This window comes from Streptomyces sp. NPDC059256, from assembly GCF_042753785.1.
Lineage (GTDB): Bacteria > Actinomycetota > Actinomycetes > Streptomycetales > Streptomycetaceae > Streptomyces.
In genome coordinates this window covers 743433-764513 of sequence record NZ_JBHYZO010000001.1, presented here as the reverse complement: position 1 = coordinate 764513, position 21081 = coordinate 743433, and the positions used below count along the sequence as shown (strand labels likewise).

20 protein-coding genes are annotated in these 21081 nt (G+C 68.9%); 18 read left to right on the top strand and 2 right to left on the bottom strand.

Translation table 11 applies throughout. The features are described from left to right. Window positions 1–99: 99 nt before the first annotated feature. From ACFXJL_RS03245 to ACFXJL_RS03235, 3 genes are all read left to right on the top strand, one after another. Window positions 100–1251 carry a sugar kinase gene (locus ACFXJL_RS03245; protein WP_384631482.1) on the top strand — a complete coding sequence of 384 codons (1152 nt, stop codon included), beginning with the start codon at window positions 100–102 and terminating at the stop codon, window positions 1249–1251. Then, window positions 1248–2000, top strand: a complete 753-nt coding sequence (locus ACFXJL_RS03240) for an IclR family transcriptional regulator (RefSeq protein WP_329022814.1) — start codon at window positions 1248–1250, stop codon at window positions 1998–2000. Before ACFXJL_RS03245 ends, ACFXJL_RS03240 begins: the two co-directional genes overlap by 4 nt. Before the next feature lie 63 nt (window positions 2001–2063). Then, entirely contained in the window at window positions 2064–2474 is a 411-nt protein-coding gene (locus tag ACFXJL_RS03235) for a RidA family protein (protein WP_384688745.1), read from the top strand. A gap of 151 nt (window positions 2475–2625) precedes the next feature. On the opposite strand, the gene ACFXJL_RS03230 is transcribed toward ACFXJL_RS03235, so the two are convergent. Together ACFXJL_RS03230 and ACFXJL_RS03225 are read right to left on the bottom strand one after the other, a co-directional pair. Then, window positions 2626–4617: a serine/threonine-protein kinase gene (locus tag ACFXJL_RS03230; protein ID WP_384688743.1), complete on the bottom strand. Its 1992-nt coding sequence runs from the start codon at window positions 4615–4617 to the stop codon at window positions 2626–2628. Between the two features lie 383 nt (window positions 4618–5000). Continuing rightward, a complete protein-coding gene (locus ACFXJL_RS03225; protein WP_358876255.1) occupies window positions 5001–6695 on the bottom strand; it encodes a glycoside hydrolase family 18 protein in 1695 nt (564 codons plus the stop codon). 378 nt (window positions 6696–7073) lie between these two features. Between ACFXJL_RS03225 and ACFXJL_RS03220 the strand changes: the two genes are divergently transcribed. From ACFXJL_RS03220 to ACFXJL_RS03150, 15 genes are all read left to right on the top strand, one after another. Continuing rightward, a complete protein-coding gene (locus ACFXJL_RS03220; RefSeq protein ID WP_384631476.1) occupies window positions 7074–7952 on the top strand; it encodes a hypothetical protein in 879 nt (292 codons plus the stop codon). Between the two features lie 339 nt (window positions 7953–8291). Continuing rightward, window positions 8292–9005, top strand: coding sequence for a Flp pilus assembly protein CpaB (gene cpaB, locus ACFXJL_RS03215; RefSeq protein ID WP_358876254.1), 714 nt, complete (start codon window positions 8292–8294; stop codon window positions 9003–9005). Between the two features lie 7 nt (window positions 9006–9012). Next, window positions 9013–10260, top strand: a complete 1248-nt coding sequence (locus ACFXJL_RS03210; RefSeq protein WP_358876253.1) for an AAA family ATPase — start codon at window positions 9013–9015, stop codon at window positions 10258–10260. A 65-nt stretch (window positions 10261–10325) separates the two neighbouring features. After that, window positions 10326–10760 carry a TadE family protein gene (locus ACFXJL_RS03205; RefSeq protein ID WP_384688737.1) on the top strand — a complete coding sequence of 145 codons (435 nt, stop codon included), beginning with the start codon at window positions 10326–10328 and terminating at the stop codon, window positions 10758–10760. Further along, entirely contained in the window at window positions 10757–11116 is a 360-nt protein-coding gene (locus ACFXJL_RS03200) for a TadE/TadG family type IV pilus assembly protein (RefSeq protein ID WP_384631471.1), read from the top strand. Before ACFXJL_RS03205 ends, ACFXJL_RS03200 begins: the two co-directional genes overlap by 4 nt. A 93-nt stretch (window positions 11117–11209) precedes the next feature. Next, window positions 11210–12550 carry a CpaF family protein gene (locus ACFXJL_RS03195; protein ID WP_358876250.1) on the top strand — a complete coding sequence of 447 codons (1341 nt, stop codon included), beginning with the start codon at window positions 11210–11212 and terminating at the stop codon, window positions 12548–12550. A 122-nt stretch (window positions 12551–12672) separates the two neighbouring features. Beyond that, entirely contained in the window at window positions 12673–13614 is a 942-nt protein-coding gene (locus ACFXJL_RS03190) for a type II secretion system F family protein (protein ID WP_384688734.1), read from the top strand. A gap of 10 nt (window positions 13615–13624) precedes the next feature. After that, entirely contained in the window at window positions 13625–14512 is an 888-nt protein-coding gene (locus tag ACFXJL_RS03185; protein ID WP_358876248.1) for a DUF5936 domain-containing protein, read from the top strand. 64 nt (window positions 14513–14576) lie between these two features. Beyond that, window positions 14577–16055: a sensor histidine kinase gene (locus ACFXJL_RS03180; protein ID WP_384688731.1), complete on the top strand. Its 1479-nt coding sequence runs from the start codon at window positions 14577–14579 to the stop codon at window positions 16053–16055. A gap of 171 nt (window positions 16056–16226) precedes the next feature. Further along, a complete protein-coding gene (locus tag ACFXJL_RS03175; protein WP_384688728.1) occupies window positions 16227–17165 on the top strand; it encodes a response regulator in 939 nt (312 codons plus the stop codon). 219 nt (window positions 17166–17384) lie between these two features. After that, window positions 17385–17633 (top strand): hypothetical protein, encoded by a 249-nt coding sequence (locus ACFXJL_RS03170; RefSeq protein WP_384631897.1) that lies wholly within the window; start codon window positions 17385–17387, stop codon window positions 17631–17633. 5 nt (window positions 17634–17638) lie between these two features. Next, window positions 17639–18316 (top strand): pilus assembly protein TadG-related protein, encoded by a 678-nt coding sequence (locus ACFXJL_RS03165; RefSeq protein WP_358876519.1) that lies wholly within the window; start codon window positions 17639–17641, stop codon window positions 18314–18316. Between the two features lie 29 nt (window positions 18317–18345). Further along, the gene (locus ACFXJL_RS03160; RefSeq protein WP_358876246.1) at window positions 18346–18945 is read left to right on the top strand and encodes a hypothetical protein; all 600 of its coding nucleotides are present in this window, start codon (window positions 18346–18348) and stop codon (window positions 18943–18945) included. Continuing rightward, on the top strand, window positions 18945–19601 hold the full coding sequence (locus tag ACFXJL_RS03155) for an OmpA family protein (protein WP_384631461.1): 657 nt from the start codon (window positions 18945–18947) through the stop codon (window positions 19599–19601). Before ACFXJL_RS03160 ends, ACFXJL_RS03155 begins: the two co-directional genes overlap by 1 nt. Window positions 19602–19722: 121 nt before the next feature. After that, window positions 19723–21051: a hypothetical protein gene (locus ACFXJL_RS03150; protein WP_358876244.1), complete on the top strand. Its 1329-nt coding sequence runs from the start codon at window positions 19723–19725 to the stop codon at window positions 21049–21051. The last annotated feature ends 30 nt before the right edge of the window (window positions 21052–21081 follow it).

Sequence of the window (21081 nt, the reverse complement as noted above, 5' to 3'; positions counted from 1 at the left end):
TTGCAACAGTCATTGCGCATATTGCTCGATGTTGTCTAACATCCGGCACAGTGCCGGGTCAATGGACTCGACCGCCCCCCATCCCGCGAGGAGCCCAGGGTGAGCAGCCCGACCGGAACGGCAACCGTGGCCACGACTGACGTCATCTGCCTCGGCGAGTCCATGGTCACCTTCCTGCCGTCACGGCCAGGACGCCTCGCCGATGTCCCCTCCTTCGCCCGCGCCATCGGGGGCGCCGAGTCCAATGTCGCCTGCGCGCTCGCAGCGGCCGGCCACCGTGTGCGATGGGTCAGCAGGGTCGGCAGGGACGGTTTCGGAGACCATCTGATCGAAGCGATCTCCTCCTACGGAGTGGACACCTCCGCCGTCGGCCGCGATCCGCGCCGACCCACCGGCATCTACTTCCGCACCGCCACCGACCGCTCCGCCGCCAGCCATGAGGTCGTCTACTACCGCGCCGGCTCCGCCGCCTCCGCGATGTCCCCCGCGACCGTGCCCGCCGCGGACCTCAGCGGCGCCCGCGTACTGCATCTGTCCGGCATCACCGCCGCACTCTCCGACGACTGCCTGGCCCTGATGCGGGAACTCACCGCACCGCGCTCGGGCCGCCCCCTCATCTCCTTCGACATCAACCACCGCCCCGGGCTGTGGGCGGACGACCGGGGCGCCGAGGTGCTCCTGGAACTCGCCCGCGGCGCCGATCTCGTCTTCGTCGGGGAGGACGAGGCCGAGCACGCCTGGGGCCTGCGGGGAGCCCGCGCCATCCGGGACGAGCTGCCGCAGCCCGCGCTCCTGGTGGTGAAGCAGGGCGGCAAGGGTGCCGCCGTCTTCGCCGCGGAAGGGGACGACCGGCTCGCGACCATCCCCGCGTCGGGACCCGAGCCCGGCCGGAAGAACCCCACCGCACTCGCTTTCGACGTCACCGCGGCCGAGCAGGGCCGCGGCAGCCCGGTGGACTCGGTCACCTTCGTCCCCGCCCCCCGGGTGGAGATCGTCGCCGCGGTCGGCGCGGGCGACGCCTTCGCCGCCGGCTTCCTCTCCGCCACCCTGCGCGGTCTGCCGATCAAGGACCGTATCCGCCACGGCCATCTGATGGCCGCCGCGGCGCTCACCGTCCCCGGAGACGTCGGGCAGCCGCCCGCCACCGCCCGTGCGGACGCTCTCGTGGCACTCGATGACGCTGACTGGGAGAGACTTCGTCTCGGCCCCGGCTGGACCTCAGCCGTGGATGAGGAGGTACGCACACCATGAGCCAGACCGTTGACCGCGCCCTGAGCATCCTGCCGCTGCTCGCACAGGGGCCCGCTGACCTTGGACAGGTCGCGACGAGCCTCGGCGTACACAAGTCCACCGCACTGCGACTGCTGCGTACCCTCCACGACCACGGGCTCGTCTACCGCCAGCAGGACCAGCGCTACCGCCTCGGAGCACGGCTCCTCGCCCTGGCCCAGGAAGCGGTGGAGAATCTCGACGTACGCGAGATCGCCCATCCCCATCTCATCACTCTCAATGAGCAGATCGGGCACACCGTCCACCTCGCCGTCTACGAGGAGAGTGAAGTCCTCTACATCGACAAGGTCGAGAGCCGCTATCCCGTACGGATGTACTCCCGCATCGGGAAGCCGGTCGCGATCACCGTCGCTGCCGTCGCGAAACTCCTCCTCTCCGACCTCCCCGAGTCGGAGCGTCGGATCATCGCCGAGAAGCTCGACTACCCGATGTACACCTCCCGTTCGACGCCGAACGCCGCGGCCTTCCTCAAGGAACTCGCCGCCGTGCGCGAGCAGGGGTGGGCCACCGACCTCGGCGGCCACGAGGAGTCCATCAACTGCATCGGCGCGCCCATCCGCGGCGCCGCCGGCCGGGTCGTCGCCGCGATGTCCGTATCCGCGCCCAATGTGGTCGTCACCGCCGAGGAACTCCTCACGCTCCTCCCGCTGGTGCGCCGTACCGCCGACACCATCAGCCGGGAGTACTCCGGCTCCGTCACACCCCAATGAGTCCCAGCCCCGAGTCCCAGCCGAGTCCCGGCACCCCGTACGAAAGGCCCCGAAGGTAGTTCCATGACCGAGAAGATCGCGCTCACCCCCGCCACCCACACCACCCCGCCCGCCAAGTTCTCCCACGGCGTGAAGAAGGGCAACATCCTCCAGGTCGCCGGCCAGGTCGGGTTCCTGCCCGCCGTCGAGGGCCAGGCGCCGACGCCCGCGGGCCCCACACTGCGCGAGCAGACCCTCCAGACCTTCGCCAACGTCAAGGCGATCCTGGAGGAGGGCGGCGCCACCTGGGACGACGTGATGATGATGCGCGTCTACCTGACCGACGTGGACCACTTCGCCGAGATGAACGAGATCTACAACGCGTACTTCGAGGAGCAGGGCCTCAAGGCGCCCGCCTCGGCCCGGACCACGGTGTACGTCGGACTGCCCGCGGGGCTCCTCATCGAGATCGATGCGCTCGCCGTGCTGAGCTGATCACACCACTGCCCGCGTCGCTGGTCGCACCCTGATCACACCACTGGCCGTGCAGGGGCGAGCCCGAGGCGGGTTTGCTGTCAGCGGGCCGGTTCGGACACCCTCCGGGCCGGCCCGCTCGTTCGTTCGGACGTACGTACCCAGCCGTCGATCAGAGGGATTGCAGACACAACAGGGTCCGCAGCCGCGTCGCGTCGATGTACTCGGACGACTGCCGGCCCGGGCCCGTGGGACACATTGTGATCGGCGCACCGCTGTACTTCTCCGTCCGGGCCAGGACGACGCGCCAACTCGCCCGTTCCGAGTCACACGAGACGGCCTCGACGGACTGGAACGACGCCGCAAGGCAGTCGCCGACGTCCGTGTGCCTGGCCCGGTCGATGGGGCGGGCGGAGGAGGTGGCCGAGCTGCTGCTGCGATCGTCGCCCCCGCCGTCGGCGTCGTCGGACAGGGTGACCAACAGGACTCCGACGAGCACCAGTACGAGCGCCACCGCGCAGCCGAGCAGCCAACGGGTCCTGGGATTCAGCTCGGTGTAGCGAGGCGCGGCGGGTACGACGGGATAGCGACGGATGGGCGCGGGCGGTGGCGCCGGATAGTGGTGCAGCTCCACCGGCCGACGGGGCCGCGGTTGGGCTCCCGGCTCGGGCCGTTCGCCCCGGACGGGGCCCGTGACGCGTGCTTCCACGGGTGTCTCGACGGGTGTTCTGACCGGTGCTTCGATGGGTGCTTCGGCGGGCGGCGCTTCAGCGGGTGCCTCTTCTGCGGGCGAAGGGGCGCGGTCCACGAGGGCTCGGTGCTCTGCCGTCCGGGGGGAGGGCACACCGGAACCGGCCGCGGGTGGTACCGGGGGAGCTGAGGGATTCGGGGCGGTCGAGGGCGTCGAGCGAGGCGTACGCGTGCTGGCCCGCGACCGACGCGGGGCGCGCGGGGCGGACCTCGGCACGGGACGGGCGTCCACCGCGGATACCGGTGGTGTCTGTGCCAGTGGTGTCTGTGCCGGTGGTTTCCGTGCTGCCGGTGGTGCGGGCGCCGGGCGGGCGTTCGCCGGTTGTACGACCACTGGCTGCTGCTCGATCTGCACGACGGCAGGCGGTGCCACAGCCGCTTGGGCGACGGCTTCCTGGGCGACGGCCGTGGGCGGAGCGGGCGATGTGGACGGCGCCGGTGTGCCGGGAGCCCTGGCGGGGCGCGGGGGCGTGCCCTTCGCCTCCCTGCCCAGCGTCGCCGCGAGTTCCGCCCCCTGCCGCTCGTACGCCGCCATCAGCTGTGCCCAGCTCCCCGGCAGCCAGTGCCGTCCCGGCTGGGAGGCGGAGGGCGCGGCCAACTCGGTCGTGAATCGGGCCAGTAGTTCGTCCGGGCCGGGGCGCTGTGTCGGCTCCAGCGAGAGACAGTGAAGGACGACGTCCTCCAGGGCGGCCGGCAGTCCGGTGGCGTCGATCTCCCCGCGGCCGACCCTGGCCAGGAGTTGCAGCGTGTCCTCGCCCTCCGGGTAGGGCGATCGACCCACGGCGAGGTGGAACAGGGTGGCACCGAAGGAGTACACGTCGGATGCGGCGGTGGACGGCTCGCCGCGCGCCTGCTCCGGCGAGGTGAAGGCGATCGTGCCCAGGGTCAGACTGGTGCGGGTGAGATCGGTGGCGTGGGAGATGCCGAAGTCGATGACCCGGGCCCCGGACCCGGGTAGCAGGATGTTCTGTGGCTTCACGTCCCGGTGGACTATGCCCTCCCGGTGCAGGGTGAACAGCGCCGCCGCGATCCCGGCCGCCACCCAGCACGCCGCACGCGCCGGCAGGACGCCCGCCACCCGTACCAGTTCGGCGAGCGAGGGCGCCGGAATGTAGTCGATGGCCATCCAGGGCCGCTCGGCCGAGGCATCGGCTGCCCGGACCCGGGCGGTGTGGGCGCTGTTGATCCGCCGGGCGAGCAGGACCTCGCGGGCGAACCTACGGCGGTCGACGTCACTGATGACCCCCTCGGCCAGGAGCGACTTCACGGCCACCAGTCCGTCGTCCGCCGTCGAGCGGGCCAGATAGACCCGGCCCATCCCACCCGCTGCGAGCCGTACGAGCAGCCGATAGGGCCCCAGTTCCCCCGGATCTTCCCCACTGAGCGGCAACAGCCGCGCCCCCGTGCCGGTCATCCTCTCCCCCTGCCGTGATGCCGGAGTGCAGCGTACCGACCAACGGGGTCCGGGACAGCGTCCAATGTGTCACGGACCGGGCCGCTTTCGCGCCGGCCGGTCGAGGGGGTGCGGACACCATGGGAGAGAGGGCACCCCGCCACGCCCGGACGCTCGGGGGCCCACAACGGACAGCAGCGCCACCGGAGACGGTGACGCTGCTGTTTACGTCGTACGACCTGGGCGTGGGGTTGGACGGTGCGTACGACAGGTTCCGCCGCTGGCCCCTCTTCCGGATCGGGTCGGGTTCACCCGGCCCGCGCCGGAGAGCAAGGCCCTTGGGCTCGTCATCCGGATCGGGCCGGCTAGGGACCGGCTTGATCCGGAATCAGAGTCTCCAGGTGCTACGGCAGTCCGTGGACGTGCGGTCCGACCACGCTCGACCAGGCGTTCCCGGCAGTGGCGTCCCAGTTGGTGGACCAGGTCATCGCACCGCGCAGGCCCGGGTAGGTCTTGGCCGGCTTGAAGGTGCCGCAGTTGGTGCCGCGGGCCAGGCAGTCCAGCGCGTTCTTCACGATGGTCGGGCTGACGTAGCCGCTGCCCGCACCGCGGGTGGAGGCCGGGGTGCCGAGGCCGACCTGGGAGGCGTCGAGGCCGCCTTCCAGCATGATGCAGGCCAGACCGGTGAGGAAGTCCACCGAGCCCTGCGAGTACACCTTGCCGTCACAGCCGAGCATCGCTCCGCTGTTGTAGTACTGGGTGTTGACGACGGTGAGGATGTCCTTCACGTTCAGCGCCAGCTTGAAGTACTCGGAGGCGGTGGACTGCATGTCCAGCGTCTGCGGGGCCATGGTCAGGACCATGCCCGGGCCCGCCTTGGCGGAGAGCTGCCGCAGCGCCTTCGTCAGGTACGTGGAGTTGATGCCGTGTTCGAGGTCGATGTCGACCCCGTTGAAGCCGTACTCCTGCATCAGCGCGTAGGTGCTGTTGGCGAACGCGGTCGCCGAGGCGTCGCTGTTGATGGTGACGTTGCCGATCTCACCGCCGACGGAGATGATCACGGACTTGCCCGCGGCCTTCTTCGCTGCGATGTCCGCCTTGAAGTCGGCGGGCGATGCGTAGCCGACGGCCGGGCTCAGGTTGAAGACGATCTCACCCGGGGTCGTGGTGGCATCGGCGAAGGCCACGGCGATGATGTCGTACTCCGACTGCACATCGCGGAGCTTCTGCACGGTCGCGCCGTTGTTGAAGTTCTGCCAGTAGCCGGTCACCGCGTGCTTGGGCACGTTCGGGTTGGGCTCCACCGAGCCCTTGGACGTACGACCGGCGACGTTGGCCGTGCGGCCGGACTCGCCGGCGCCGTTGGTCGCCGTCACCTGGAACTGGTACAGCGTGTCCTGGGTGAGCCCGGTCACGGTGGCCGATGTGCCGGTCGCAGACTGGACCTTGGTGCCGTCGCGGTAGACGTTGTAGCCGGTGGCGCCGGCGGACGCGGTCCAGTTCAGCGCCACGGACGAGGGGGTCACGGCGCCGGTCGCGAGCCCGGTGGGCGTGGGGGGAACCACCGGCTCCTCGGTACCGCCACCGCCGTCGGGGCCGTACACGTTCACATCGTCCACCTGGTAGGCGGGAGTGCCGTACCAGCCGTGGGTGTACACCGTGACGGACGTGGTGCTCGCACCCGTACGGAAGGTGGTGTTCAACTGGGTCCAACCGGTGGAGCCGGGGCTCCACGTCGACACGTCGGTGGTGCCGGTGCCGCTGGCTCCCAGGTAGGTGTGCCCGCCCTGCACCCAGGCGCTCAGCGCATAGGTCGAGTTGGGCTTCACCGTGACGGTCTGGGTGCACTTGGCATTGTCGTGCCCGGCGGGCGTCGCCTTGAGGGCGGAGGCCCCGGTGCGCACCGGCGTCGACACATTGGTGCCGGAGGCGCCGGAGCAGGTCCAGTTGGAGAGTCCTGACTCAAAGCCGGCGTTCTTGGCGACGTTGACGTCGGCTGCCTGTGCGGTTCCCGTGGTGCCCACGATGGCCACGCCGGCGCCGACGGCGAGCGCCAGCACACCGCCAAGCCATCTTTTTTTGCGCGTGAAGGGTTCCACTTGCTGCCTCCAGGTGGGGGAGTTGGGGGGATGGAGGAAGAAAAGAGGTACGTACGGTGGCCACCGTTGTTGCCCGTAAAGCTGGTCCAGACCAATAGGCTTGTCAAGTCCTCTGACGCTGATTCGTCCTACGACGTGGTCATCGCTTTTCGGCCACAGCGGAGCGTAGACCCCCTGACGGGTCTGATGGGGCGGGATGGTGGATCGTCAGCTTTTCGCCCGCTTTGGTGTGTGCGGAGCGTGCACGGACTGGGGCTGTGAGTTCAAGAAGGTGTTCTCTGCCGTCAAAGTCGCAGATAAAGTGCTGATGCAGGAGCAGCGAGTACGTATCTGCGGTCACGGGAGCCCCCGGCGGCCGGAGCCGAACGGGGAACCAGCGTGCCGACCGCAATAGCTGTCACCAGCGCAGATCTGGTGCTACCGGCGATGGACCAGCACACGCCCACGGCGGCCCTCCTCGCCGCGCCGCAGGATCAGCCGCTCGAAGCGGCCCTCGCCGACATGACCGTACTGCTGGAGCAGCACGGTTCGGTGATCGCGATCTATCCGTCGACGATCGGCCTTGCCCACGAACGGCGACTGCACACCGTGCGGTCCGTGCTGGAGAGCAATCGCATCGCCCTGCTGAAGCTGGATCTCCCGCCGCTGGCGATCGGCGTCCTCGTGCGCCAACTGCGGCAGTTGTCGATCTGCGACTTCGGTGCGGGGATCGTCGCGTCCGCAGCCCGGCTGCTGTCGCACTACATCTACGCGGGCGCCCAGTTGAACTCCGTGGCCAGGCTGGACCGGGTGCCGGTCAGTCTGAAGTCCCATGCGAAGTCCTGGGTTCCCGGCTCGCAGTTCGGGGTACTGGCCAATCCTCGTCCGGAATTGATCAGGATCGGGACGGGGCAGCTTTCCGGGCCGGACTTCGCCACCCGGCTGGTCGTGGCCAAAGGACAGTTGCAGTCTGAATGGATCAGCGAGACGCTGATCCCGCAGTGGCGCACGCAGAGTTTGGAGGAGAACGACTTGCCGGCGGACTCGCCCGGTTGGTGGGGCACCGGCAAGCTCATTGAATTCGCGGCCTTCCTGCCGGACATCTCCATCCTCTACCAACTGGTCTCGTCCGTACGGAGAGAGGTGTGCACCTGGTGCGGAATTGACATCATCGGCGATCGCTGCGGATTCTGTTCGGCGTTGCTCGCCGCTGCCGAAGGTCAGGGTCGGGATTCCCGGGTACTGAACCATGGAACAGTCGCGCACCGCGGTTCGTGAGTCGGGTGCCGGCGGGTCCGCCCCCGCCCCGGCCGAGCCGCCCCCACCGGGTGCGGCCGTCCCGTATGGCTCGGTGCGCAGGGCCCAGCGGCTCTCCCACCGTGACCAAAGACCCGTCCGTTCGCCTTTGCCACGGCAGTTCGTACCCCTCGGGTGGCCACCCGTAGGACCGCGTCCGTCGACGGTGGGACGTCCGACGGGCCTGCGATCCACACCCACCGATCCGGGTCGCAGGGGATCGCGCAGCCGCCCCACTGCGGCGCGCAACCCGCTTCCTGTCGTACGTCCCACTCTGTCCGCTCCGTCAGCCCATGATCTGCGAACGAGGTCGTCCAACCAATGAATTCACGCCAACGCCGTGGCGTTCTCCTTCTGCTCCTTTCGGTGCTGTGCGCCCTCGCCGCGTTCGCCGGCGTGATCTCCGTGATCAACAATGTGAATTCGAAGGTCGGTCCAGAGGCCACGGCGTACGAGCTGAAGACGGATGTGTCTCCCTATACGGCTCTGAAGCCCGCTCAGTTCACCAAGGTGCGGATACCGCAGCGTTGGCTGCCGAGCAGCGCGGTATCGGAACTGTCCGTGCTGCGCGGAAAGATCGCCGTCACCCAGCTGCGCAAGGGCTCCCTGCTCCAGGAAGACATGATCGTCAAGCGGCCCGAACTGGCCGCGGGCGAACAGGAGATCGCCATCATGATCGACGCGGCCACCGGAGTCGCGGGCAAGATCACCCCCGGTGATCTGGTCAACATCTTCGCGACCTTCGCCGGCAAGGAGAAGGGCGATCCGGACCAGTCCCGGATCATCGTTCCCAACGCCAAGGTCATCGACGTCGGCAGGCTGACCCCGCTGGAGCGCAAGGAAGGCGATCGCGGCAGCGCCGCCCGTGAGGCCGTGCCCATCACCTTCGCGCTCAACACCACGGACGCCCAGCGTCTGGCGTACGCGGAGTCCTTCGCCGAGAACGTGCGGCTCGCCCTCCTTGCCAAGGGCAGCCCGGCCACCTTGCGCCCCGGGGACAGCACGTACACCCTCGGCGAAGACAAGAACAGGTGAGGGCTGTATGACCATACGCATCCTCCCGGCCGTCGGTGATCTCGACGCGGCCCGGTCCATCACCACCCTCCTCAGCCAGCTACCGGAGACGGAACCGGCGAATCCGGTAGCGGACTCGACCTCACTGCTCGATCTGCTGGCCCGGCTCGCCGCCGAGTCGATCGACGAACTGCCCGAGGTCGTGCTGGTCCACGAGCGGATCGGACCCGTGCCCGCACTGGAACTGATCCGGGAGGTGGCACTGCGCTTCCCCGCCGTCGGCGTCATCCTGGTCACGGTCGATGCGACCCCCGGCCTGTACTCGGCCGCCATGGACTCCGGAGCCCGCGGACTGATCGGCTTCCCCCTCTCGTACGAGGAGCTCGCCCAGCGGGTCCAGGCGGCGGCGGGCTGGTCCACCGGGGTGCGGCGCCACCTGGGACACGGCGCGGACGTGTTCACCGGCCCCGGCGGCACGGTCGTCACCGTCAGCGGCGCCAAGGGCGGGGTGGGCGCGACCGTGACCGCGGTCCAGCTCGCCCTGGCCGCTCAGGCGTCCGGCCGGTCCGTGGCCCTGGCCGACCTCGATCTCCAGGCCGGCGACATCGCCTCCTACCTCGATGTCCAGTTCCGGCGCTCCATCGTCGACCTCGCGGGCATCCAGGACATCTCGCCGAGAGTGCTCCAGGACGCCGTCTTCGCCCACCACACCGGGCTGGGGCTGCTCCTCGCGCCGACCGACGGCGAACGCGGCGAAGAGGTGGACGACCGGGCCGTACGCCAGATCGTCAGCGCTCTGCGTCACCGCTACGACGTGGTCATCGTCGACTGCGGTACGCAGATGAACAGCGCGAACGCCGCCGCCATCGAAATGGCCGATACCACCTTGCTGGTGACCACGCCCGATGTGATCGCCGTCCGCGCGGCCAAGCGCATGATCAGGCTCTGGGACCGGCTCCAGATCCGCAAGGCCGAGGAGACGGTGGCGGTGGTCAACCGGCACAGCCGCTCCACCGAGATCCAACCCCCGTTGATCGAGAAGATCACCGGCACCCGCATCGCCCGGACGACCGTCCCCGCAGGCTTCAAGGAGCTCCAGCCCGTCGTCGACGCCGGCCGGATGCAGGACCTTGAGGCCAAGTCCGCGGTGAAGCAGGCCCTGTGGCAACTCGCGGCCGAACTCTCGCTCGTCGCGGTGGCGGAGGGGGAGCAGCGGCAGGGGAAGTTCCGCGGCGATCGGGGCTCGATCGGGCTGCGAAGGACACGATCACGATGACGGGCGGCCGGGCAGTGCTGCCGGGAGGCCCATCGGCGGCGGACAGGTCGGGCTCTGGGCGGACCGTGGAGTCCCCCCGTGTCGATGGGACCGACGGCGGCTGCCCGCAGACCACCGACGCCCGCACTCGGAGCATCCGACGACGCCTCGGTGACGACCGGGGTCAGGCCGCGGTCGAGTTCACCGGCACGATCCCCCTCATCCTGGTCACCATCGTCCTGATGTGGCAGGCCGCCCTGACGGGCTACACCTTCGTCCTCGCCGGGAACGCGGCGGACGAAGCCGTCCGTGCCGGGGTCGTCGGCGGGGGAGGTGCGTGCCAGGCGGCGGGAGAGGCCCATCTACCGTCGGCCTGGCAGGGCTCCTCCTTCTCCTGCGGCGATTCGGGGGACTACTACCGGGCCACCGTGGACCTCGACGTACCCCTGCTCTTCCCCGGAGTGAGCTTCTCGGTCACCGTTCCCGGCGAAGCCGCAGCCCCCCGGGAGGACGAGCCATGAGCCGACACCGCCAGCGCCAACGGGAGCGCGGACAGGCCGCGGTCGAGTACGCGGGCGTGATAGCCCTGCTGCTGTTCGTCGCCCTCGCCGCCATCCAACTCGGCGTCGCCGCCTACGCCGCCCAGCAGGCGGGCACCGCCGCCCGCGCCGGAGCCCGGGCAGCCTCCATGCCCGACGGAGACGGTCGAGCCGGCCTCGCAGCGGACGCGGCGGTCAGCTCATGGCTCACCCCGAAGACGCAGTCCGGATCGTGTGGTGACCAGATCACCGTCTCGGTGACGATCGACATCCCCCAAGTGCTGCCGATCTTCGACTTCGGTAGTGCACGTCGGAGCGTCACCATGCCCTGCGACTGAAGGAGTGTCCGAACCCACGAGCACCACGCCGGCGAAACGCCGGGCAGCACCGGGAAACACGGCACGAAGCGGGGGAGTTGGGGAGATGGCGACATGAGTCTGCGGGCACGCATCAACAGTCCCGAGCCGGTCAACGGCCACGGGGAGGAGAACCGACTCGTCGGCGTCTACCGGGCCAAGCTCCTGGAGGAGATAGACCTCGCCGAAATGTCCTCGCTGGCCGCCGCCGACCGGCGGATACGGCTGGAGCGGGTCCTCGGTCACATCATCAGCCGCGAAGGCCCCGTACTCTCCACCGCCGAGCGCTCCCAGCTCATCCGACGCGTCGTGGACGAGGCGCTGGGCCTCGGCATCCTTGAACCGCTCCTCGAAGACGCCTCCATCAGCGAGATCATGGTCAACGGCCATGACCAGGTCTATGTCGAGCGCGCCGGACGGCTGGAGATGCTGCCGCTGCGCTTCTCGTCCAACGAACAGCTGATGCAGACCATCGAGCGGATCGTCTCCACCGTCAACCGACGGGTCGACGAGGCGAACCCCATGGTCGACGCCCGTCTCCCGTCGGGCGAGCGAGTGAACGTCATCATTCCGCCGCTCTCCCTCAGCGGCCCCATCCTCACCATCCGACGCTTCCCGCGCGCCTTCACCCTGCAAGAGATGATCGCCATCGGCTCCCTGGACGAGCAGATGACCCTGCTGCTCGCCGGACTGGTGCGCGCCAAGTTCAATGTGATCGTCTCCGGGGCCACCGGTACCGGCAAGACCACCCTCCTCAACTCCCTCTCCGGTCTCATCCCCGAGGGCGAGCGCATCGTCACCATCGAGGACTCGGCCGAACTGCAACTCCAACAACCGCACGTGATCACGCTGGAGAGCCGGCCACCCAATGTGGAGGGCAAGGGACGGATCACCATCCGCGACCTCGTCCGCAACTCCCTGCGCATGCGCCCCGACCGGATCATCGTGGGTGAGGTCCGCGGCGGTGAGACCCTCGACATGCTCCAGGCCATGTCCACCGGCCACGACGGCTCACTCGCCACCGTCCACGCCAACAGCGCCGAGGACGCGCTGATGCGGCTCCAGACCCTGGCGTCCATGGCCGAGGTGGAGATCCCCTTCGCGGCGATCAAGGACCAGATCAACAGCGCCGTGGACGTCATCGTCCAACTCACGCGGCACGCCGACGGCTCCCGACGCGTCACCGAGGTCGCCGTGGTCGACTCCCACGGGCGCGAGGACTACCGCATCGTCTCCGTCTGTCGCTTCCACGCCCGACCCATGGCCGCCGACGGCCGGATCCACGGCGAGTTCGGCTACTACCCCGTGCCCCGTCGGATCGCCGAACGCCTCTATATGAAGAACGAGGCGCTCCCCGCAGTCTTCGGAGTCGCCGACCGCGACGACCAACTCGCCGTACGGAGAACCGCCCTATGACCGGTCCCTGAACGCGGCCGTCCACCCCGACTGCCCCCGATCCCGGTCGTACGGCCCGCCCGCCCCACGACCGAAAGCACCAGGCCCGCCCACCGCCAGCCCACCGAAAAGGCCCGCCCGACATGGACAACCTCCCGCTACTGACGACCGGAGTGGCCCTGCTCGCCGGTGTGCTCGGAGTCATCGGCGTACACGCCTACTCCTCGGGCAGGGCCCAACAACAGGCGCTGGTCGAACGCATGAGCCAGACCGGTGGTGCTCTCGGCCGATCGGGCCGCAAACGCCGATTCGGCGGCTTCGACCGCCGACTGCGCACCACCAGACTCGGCCGTCGCATCGAACGCAAGATCGCGGCGACCGGACTGGACCTGACCACCGGCGAGTACATGGTCTACGTGATCGCCGTACTGCTGGCCGTCTACTTCGTCATCGGCGCGATCCTGGCCCCCTTCTTCGGCCTGATCGCCGCCGTCGCCAGCATCTGGGGCGCCAACGCCTTCCTCAACTGGCAGCGCACCAAGCGCACCGAGGCGTTCATCGGTCAGCTTCCCGAGTTCACCCGCGTACTCGCCAACGCCACCCAGGCGGGCCTCGCCCTGCGCACCGCGCTCGCCATGGCCGCCGAGGAACTCGACGAGCCCGCAGGCCATGAACTGGGCATCGTGGCCGACCAACTCGCCGTGGGACAGAGCCTGGACGACGCCCTCGGGGAACTCGCCGACCGGCTTCCGTCCCGCGAACTGATGGTCCTCGTCACCACCCTGATCCTGGCCAACCGGGCGGGCGGCCAGGTCGTCACCTCACTGCGGAACCTGACCGAGTCACTGGAGGAGCGCAAGGAGACCCGACGGGAGGTCACCACCGTGCTCTCCCAGATCAAGGTCACCGCCATCGCCGTCCCCCTCCTCGGGCTGGGCTTCCTGCTGATGATCAACAGCATGACACCGGGCGCACTCGACAAGATGACCAGCTCGGTGACCGGCCAGGCGGCCACCCTGCTCGCCGTCGGGCTCTATGTACTGGGCGCCTTCCTGATCCGCCGCGTCTCGCGGATCCAGGTCTGAGAGGACACACATGGGACTGCTGCTCGCTCTGCTGCTCGCCCTCTCGGTGTACGGGGTCTTCCACGGCATCCGCATGTACCGCGCGGACGCCAAGCTTCCAGGCGACCTCCAACTCGCCCTGGAGGTCGGCGCCACCCGCACCACCGCGGTCGGCTCGGTCATCGACCGGCTCGGCATCCGGTACGCGCCCGCGATCCTCCGCACGATGGGCCCCACACGCGTCGACGCCCTGCGCCGACGTCTGGACATGGCCGGAAACCCGGGCGGCATGACCGTCGACCGGTACGCGGCCCGGCGCGCCGTCTACGGATTCCTCGGTGTGCTGGCCGCCCTCTCCATGCTGGCGCGCGGCCAGTTCGTCCTGGCGATCCTGCTCTTCGTCTACGGGCTGTTCTGGACGGACGTCATCATCAAGGCGGCCATCCGGCGCCGCCGCGCCGACATCGAGCGCACCCTGCCCGACTTCCTCGACGTCCTGGCCGTCGTCGTCTCGGCCGGACTCGGCTTCCGCCAGGCCCTGGAGCGCGTCGCGGAGAAGTACCAGGGGCCCTGGGCCGATGAACTGCGGATCACCCTGCGCCAGATGGACATGGGCGTCAGCCGTCGTGACGCCTTCGACCAACTGAGGAAGCGCAATGACTCCGACCAGGTGTCCAAGTTCGTCACCGCGCTCCAGCAGGGCGAGGAACTCGGTGCGCCGATCGTCGAGACCCTCATCCAGATCGCGACCGACATGCGCCGCACGGACGCGCAGAACGCCCGACGCAACGCGGCCCGTGCGGTACCCAAATCCACCCTCGTCGTCACCCTGATCATGCTGCCGGCCACGATGATCCTGATCGTGATGAGCTTCTACTACGGCTCCGGGGTGGACCTCGCCGAAGTCCTGGGCGGCTGATCCGACCGCCCGGCGCACGTTCCACAGACAGTCATGGAAAGCCACCGACAGGAGGTGACACACGATGCCCTCGGCCCGCCGAGCACTCGTGGCCAAGGCCCTGCCCTCCACGGGCAGCGACCCGGGGCCCGTGCCCCGTCCGACCGGCAGCGGCGGGGCCCTGGTCCCCATGAGCCGCAGAACACCGCCGACCGATCCGCCCCCCGAGGGCCGAGCGCCGGCAGCCACCGCGTCGGCCCGGATCCGCAGGGCCCTGTTAGGCGACCCGAACACCCCGGCGCCCTCGCTGCCGCTCCAGGTCAACGCCCTGCAAGCGCTGTGCCGTCAGGTCTTCGGCTTCCGACTCGCGATGATCGCGCTGGCCGCCCCCTTCGCGCTCGCCGGCGCCGCTTCGGGCCCGGCCAGTTGGCTGATAGGCGCGGCGGTCCTCGTCACCTTCATGACCTCGTACGCCCTGCTGCGTGACTGGGAGCGCTTCGGGCCCGTCCTGCTGCGACACCCCTGGCTCCTCGGCGCCGACATGGCGTTCGGCGCACTGCTGCTGGTGACCGCGTCGCCCGACTCGACCCTGGCGTACGTCACCATCTGCACGCCCCTGTTGGCCGGACTGATCTCCGGTTGGCGGGGCGCTGTTGTCTTCGCCGTGCTCCAGTCCCTGATCGTCGCCGGTGCGTACGCGCTCAACGACGGGACGGAAGCCCGCTTCACCGCCCTGTTCCTGCCCGGGCTCTGTGCCCTGGCCGGGGTCCTCGGGACGACCCTGCGCAATCTGGTGCTCGGTTTCGGAACGGCCAGCCAGGCCCTGACCGAGGCGCGGTCCCGGCTGGCGGCCAGCGGAGCGGTCGAGGAGGAACGCGCCCGGCTCGCCCGGGAGATGCACGACTCGGTGACCAAGACACTGCACGGGCTTGCCCTCGCAGCGGACGGCCTCGCCCGCTCCGCAGCCCGCTCGGACCCGGACACGGTGCGCGGTGAGGCCGAACTGGTGGCCCGCTCCGCCCGCCGGGCGGCGGCCGAGTCCCGCGAGATCCTGGCCGATCTGCGCCGTTCCACCGGAGTGGACAGCGCACCCGGCGGCGATGCGGTGGACGTGTTGGCCGAACTGCGCACCCGAGCCGCTGACTTCGGCCGGCACAGTGCGGTGCGCTGGGAGTTTCGTCCCCTCGGCCGGCCGACGGTGGTCCTGCTGGTGCCGACGGTGGCCCGCCAGGTGTTGACCATCGTCTCCGAGGCACTGGAGAACGCCCGCCGCCACGGCAACCCGGCACGGGTGGAGGTGTCGGCCGGCGTCGTGCACGGCGTACTGCGCATCAGCGTGTACGACGACGGTACGGGGCTGCCTGCGGGCACCTCCCTGGCAGCGCTCCGCAGGAACGGCCATTTCGGGCTCGTCGGCATGGTCGAGCGGGCCGCCGCGATCGGCGCGCGCATCCGGATAGGCAAGGGCGAGGCCACCCGGGGCACGGAGGTCCGTCTTGAACTGCCCCTTCCGGCCGAACCGTCCCGTTCGCCCTCGCCCTTCCCGTCCCCCGTCGTCCACTGAGAGGAGGTCCGGATCATGTGGGACACCCAGCCCCCGCACACTTCGCACCCTGAGCGCATGCATGCCGTACAAGGAGTAAGGGGAGCGCAGGGCGCGCAGGCAAGGCAGACAAGACAGACAAGTCAAGGGGCACAGGGAGCGCAGGAGATACCGCGAGTTCAGGGAGGACCGGTGGCCGAACCAGGGATCTCCCGACCGCCGTCCACCGCCGTGCGGATCGTGATCGCCGACGACAATCCGGTCGTACGAGCCGGTCTTGCCGCCCTGTTGCGGGGACACGAGAACCTGGAGGTCGTCGCGGAGGCGGCGGACGGTGTCCAGGCGTACGAGGCGGTGATCAGCCATCGACCTGATCTGGTCCTGTTGGACGTCCGGATGCCCGGAGTGGACGGCATCTCGGTCCTGCCCCATCTGGTGGGTCTCGCCCCGGTCCTCATGCTGACGTACAGCAGTGAGAGCCGGGTCGTGCACGAGGCCCTTCGCCGAGGGGCCGGCGGCTATCTCGTCCATGGTGAGTTCACCGTGGAACAGCTAGTTTCGGCCATCCATGACATCACCGCGGGGCGGGCTGCTTTCTCCCCTTCCGTTTCCTGTGCGCTGCTGGCCGGGATTCGTGGAGATCAGTCGGCCGATCGGATCGCGGGACCGCTTCCGGATGGGCTCGGCACCCGCCCTCCTTCCCTGAGCCGCGTTGACCCTTCGCAATTGGAATCGATTCCTGCCGGTGCGGATTCTCCCTCGCACCCTCAATACCGCGCTGCTCAACCCGGTTGGAGTCGACTGGTGTACGGCTCCAATCAGGGAAAGTTTTCGCAACAGTCTTCGCTTAAGCAAGCGAATGTGGGACATTCGTCTGCGGTGGGGTCGATGGACGTGGTCCCGGGCCGACCGCAGGGCGTGCTGGGCGAGTTGAGTCGTCGGGAGGTGGAGGTGATGGAGTTGATCGCATCCGGGCTGACGAATCAACAGATCGCCGCCTCCTGCTTCATCAGCATGAAGACGGTCAAGAATCACATCAACCACATCTTCGGCAAGCTGAACGCCCAAGGTAGGGGTGAGGCCATCGAAGTGTGGCGCGGTGCCGTCCGGAGGGAGGCCGGTCCACAGTGAGCAGGGATACGGATACCACCGGCACGTTTAGCGAAAGACGTCGAATCCGCCATTGGGCCCGGAGTTGGGCCCTCGGGCCCATTCACGACAGAGCCGTCCCGGCGTACATTTCTCACGCTGCCATCTATGTCGATACGGAGAGTAGCGATATGGCGGGCGGTGCCATGGAGTCGTATGAGCCGGCCGGTGATCGGGCCGTCGGCGCCGGAGGGGAACACCATGCAGAACGTGACGCTGAAGGCCGCGGTCAAGGCCCGTCTGTTCATTTCGGCCCGGACGGCAGCAGTCACCGAGGCGCTGCGCAGGCGTCGCGACGCGGGCCAGGACTCCGTCGAGTACGTCGGCGTGATCGTGCTGGTGGCGGCGATCATCGCGGCCCTCGTGGGTTCGGGCGTGGCCGGCGACATCGCCAATGGTCTCAAGAGCCAGGTGTCGAAGATCCTGGGCGGCGGAGGCGGCGGCGAGTAACCGATCTGCTGCCTCCCCGCGGCGGTGACGCGGGGCAGGCGGCCCCGCTCTACGTGGCCGTGGTGGTCGGCATCCTGGCCCTGGCGCTCGCGTTCTTCGCGGTGGGGCAGGCGGGCGCCACGCGCAACGGTGCCCAGTCCGGCGCCGATGCGGCGGCCCTCGCCGCGGCCATGGACTCCCGTGATCAGTTCGGCGTCGAACTCGCAGGCCGACTCACCGATGCCGACTTCCTTGAGCAGCTCTTCGACGGCGAGATCCTCGGCGACCCCGGTGATGGATGCCCTGCGGCGCACGCCCTGGCGGAATCCAACGGAACCGTGGTGGTCCCGGGCAGTTGCCAGGCCCTCGGCGGCGATCGCTGGGGCTACACCGTGACCGTCAGATCACAGGAGCCGGTCGGTGACACGATCCTGCCCGGTACCGAGAGCGAGACGGCCAAGGCCACCGCAACCGCCGTCGTGATGCCCCGATGCACCTTCGAGGCTCCTGACGAGGAGCCCCCGCCGGACAGCGGCGAGGGTGAGGAAGCAGAACCGACCCCACCGACCCCTTCGTCATCGGACGAACCGATCCTGGCGGGCGTGCTTTTCTGCGACGGTGAGGAGTTCCCCCTCGACCCCGACAGTCCGGACCCTCTTCCTGACATGTCAGAACTCTTCACCGTCCGGTTGGCCGAGGACTGACCGCGACCGAACGCAAAGGAACAGCACTGATGAGCATTCGCCACAGAGCGAAGAACCGCAGGGCCGCCGGGGCCGTGCTGGCCGCGGCACTGTCGCTCTCTCTGACGGCCTGCGGCGGTGGTGACGACGGTTCGGACAAGAAGAACGCCAAGTCCCCATCGTCCACCGTGGGCGCCCCGGAGCAGCCGCAGCAGCCGGACCAGGGCGACGGAGGTGGTGAGTCGGAGCCCGGCAAGGTACTGGCGACGATCAACGGGAGCAATGGGTTCCAGTTCACCATCAACAGCGCCGTACGGGACGAAGGCGGATTCCTCACGATCTCCGGGGTGCTGAAGAACACCACGGGAAAGGGGCTGACCACTCCGGTCCAGTGGAACGGCACGGAGAACGAAGTCACGATGACGGGGCCTTCGTTGGCGGGAATGACCCTGGTCGACAAGAAGGCCAAGAAGCGCTACTACGTCCTGCGGGACACCGATGACTACCCACTGACCACCACGGGGTTGAGTATGTTCACCTCCGGCCAGAGCGTGGACTTCTTCGCCCAGTTCCCCTCTCCTCCCGCGGAGACGGACACGGTCGAGGTCCAGATCCCGCTGATGCCCACCGCGACGATTGAGCTCTCCTGATGGGTGCGGAGACCGCCCGGAGGCGGAGAGACCCACATCCCTCGGTGACGGTGTCCGTCGCCGTGGTGCTGCTGTTCACCGGGCTCCAACTCGGCGGCGCCTCCGGGGCCGCGGCCAAGGACGATCCCAGCGCGCCGCCCGACAGCGCGCCCACGTCCGCGGCACCGGCGATCGACAGCAGCAGCCCCGGTCTCAGGATGCGCGAAGGAGCCAAGCTCGCCTCGTCGCGGGTGTTGGACATCGTCTCCATCGTGGAGACCGAGGGGGGCGAGGAACGCCGCGAGGAGACCCCCACCTCACTGAAGTTCGCCCTTCAGGCCGAGGTCCTGTTCGGCAAGGACAGTGCGAAGCTCACCCCCCAGGCGGGCGGCCGGATCTCTGCGATCGTGGCGGAGATCCGTCGGCACAAGGCTCAGAGTCTGCGCGTCTTCGGCTTCACCGACGACCTCGGCACCTATGAGCACGGCAAGGTGCTGTCCAAGAAGCGCGCCGACGCCGTCCACGGAGTGCTCAGCCAGCAACTCAACGACGCCTCCGTCACCTATGTGGTCCGCGGCTACAGCGAGGACTATCCGATCGCGGACAATTCCAGTGAGGAAGGGCGCAGAAAGAACCGCCGCGTCGAGGTCTCCTTCCCCACGGGCGGGGCCGGTTGAGTACGCCATATCCCGTCAGTCGTATGTGAGGCCAGCTATACGAGGCAGGTGGGAGCCGCAGTACGCTGCGGGCCGACTGTCGATGCGTGAGCTGATCGACTGATGGGCTGAGGAGCATGCAATGGGACGGGGCGGCACGGCGGCAGGGGTCAGGACCACGGGAGCGGGGATCGCCTGCGGGCTGATACTCGCCCTTGGCCAGGCGCCCCTTCCCGCCGCGGCGGCCAATCCCGACTGGCTCAGCTCCTATGAGACGGCGCCCGACGCGCAGCCGGTGAAGGGCGCTTCCTCGGCCTCGGCCGGCGGGCCCCGGCTCACGCCCGGCACATACGTCGACACCATTTCGGGCGGGGAGCGGAAGTTCTACCGAGTGGCGCTCGACGGCACGTCCAATGCGTATGTTTCGGCCGTCCTCGCGCCACCGCGTGATGGAACGGTCAGCGCGACCGACGGCATCAGGGTCTCCCTGCGTTCGGCCGAGGGCGCGCAGTGCAGCGTCAGCAACGACATCACCTTCGGCGGTACGACCCCGCTGCCCGTCGCCGACTACTCCACCCGCCGCATCGGCAAGGGCCGCGAGTGCCAGACGCCGGGGGACTACGTCTACTCGGTGGAGTGGATCGGTTCTTCGGGTGCGTCCACGGCGAGTCGGTGGCCCGTCGAGTTGAAGTACATGAAGGAGCCCGGGCTGAAGGCCGGGGCGGTCATGCCGTCCGCGCCCGCGTCCTGGAGCACCCGACTGCCCCAGCGGGTGAAGGGGGAGGCGAAGGGCGCCAGCGGTGGATCCGGCTTCTACGATGCGACCCCCGTGGGCCACGGTGTGTGGCGCGACCGGCTCAACCCAGGTGAGAGCCGCTTCTACCGGGTGCCGATCGACTGGGGTCAGCAACTCTTCGTCGATGGTGACTTCGGGGACGCGGCGTCCGATGCCTCATCGGTTGCGGCTGGTCTGCGCATGACGGTGTTCAACACGGCGCGCGGCTTCGTCGACGACACCGGAGGCGACTACCGCGGCACGCCCACCACCTTGTCGATGAGCACGGCACCGGCCGCCTTCGCCAACCGGGTGGCCGACCAGGACGACCGGAGCGCCATGCGCTTCTCCGGCTGGTACTACCTCCGGATCTCGCTCGACCAACGCATCTCCAGCCCCCTGCCGGTGACTTTACGGGTGGGCATATCCGGCGAGCCGCAGGACGGACCCGAGTACGAGGGCGATGCGACGGATGCGGGGTTCGGCATCTCCGAACTCGAACGCGCCGCTGCCCAGCAGAACGCATTCCTCGACGATGACGATGACCGTGCGGAAATGCTGTTGATCGTGGGTGTCGTGGGGCTCGTCATGGGGACGCTCCTGGTGCTCTGGCTCGTCGTCTGGGCGGTGTTGAGCCGGCGTGGCCGGCGCAGACGCACCGCAGCCCGTACACCGTTCAAACCGAGCCCCCACTGATCGGCTGCCCGATGGCGTCGTCGGACGGAC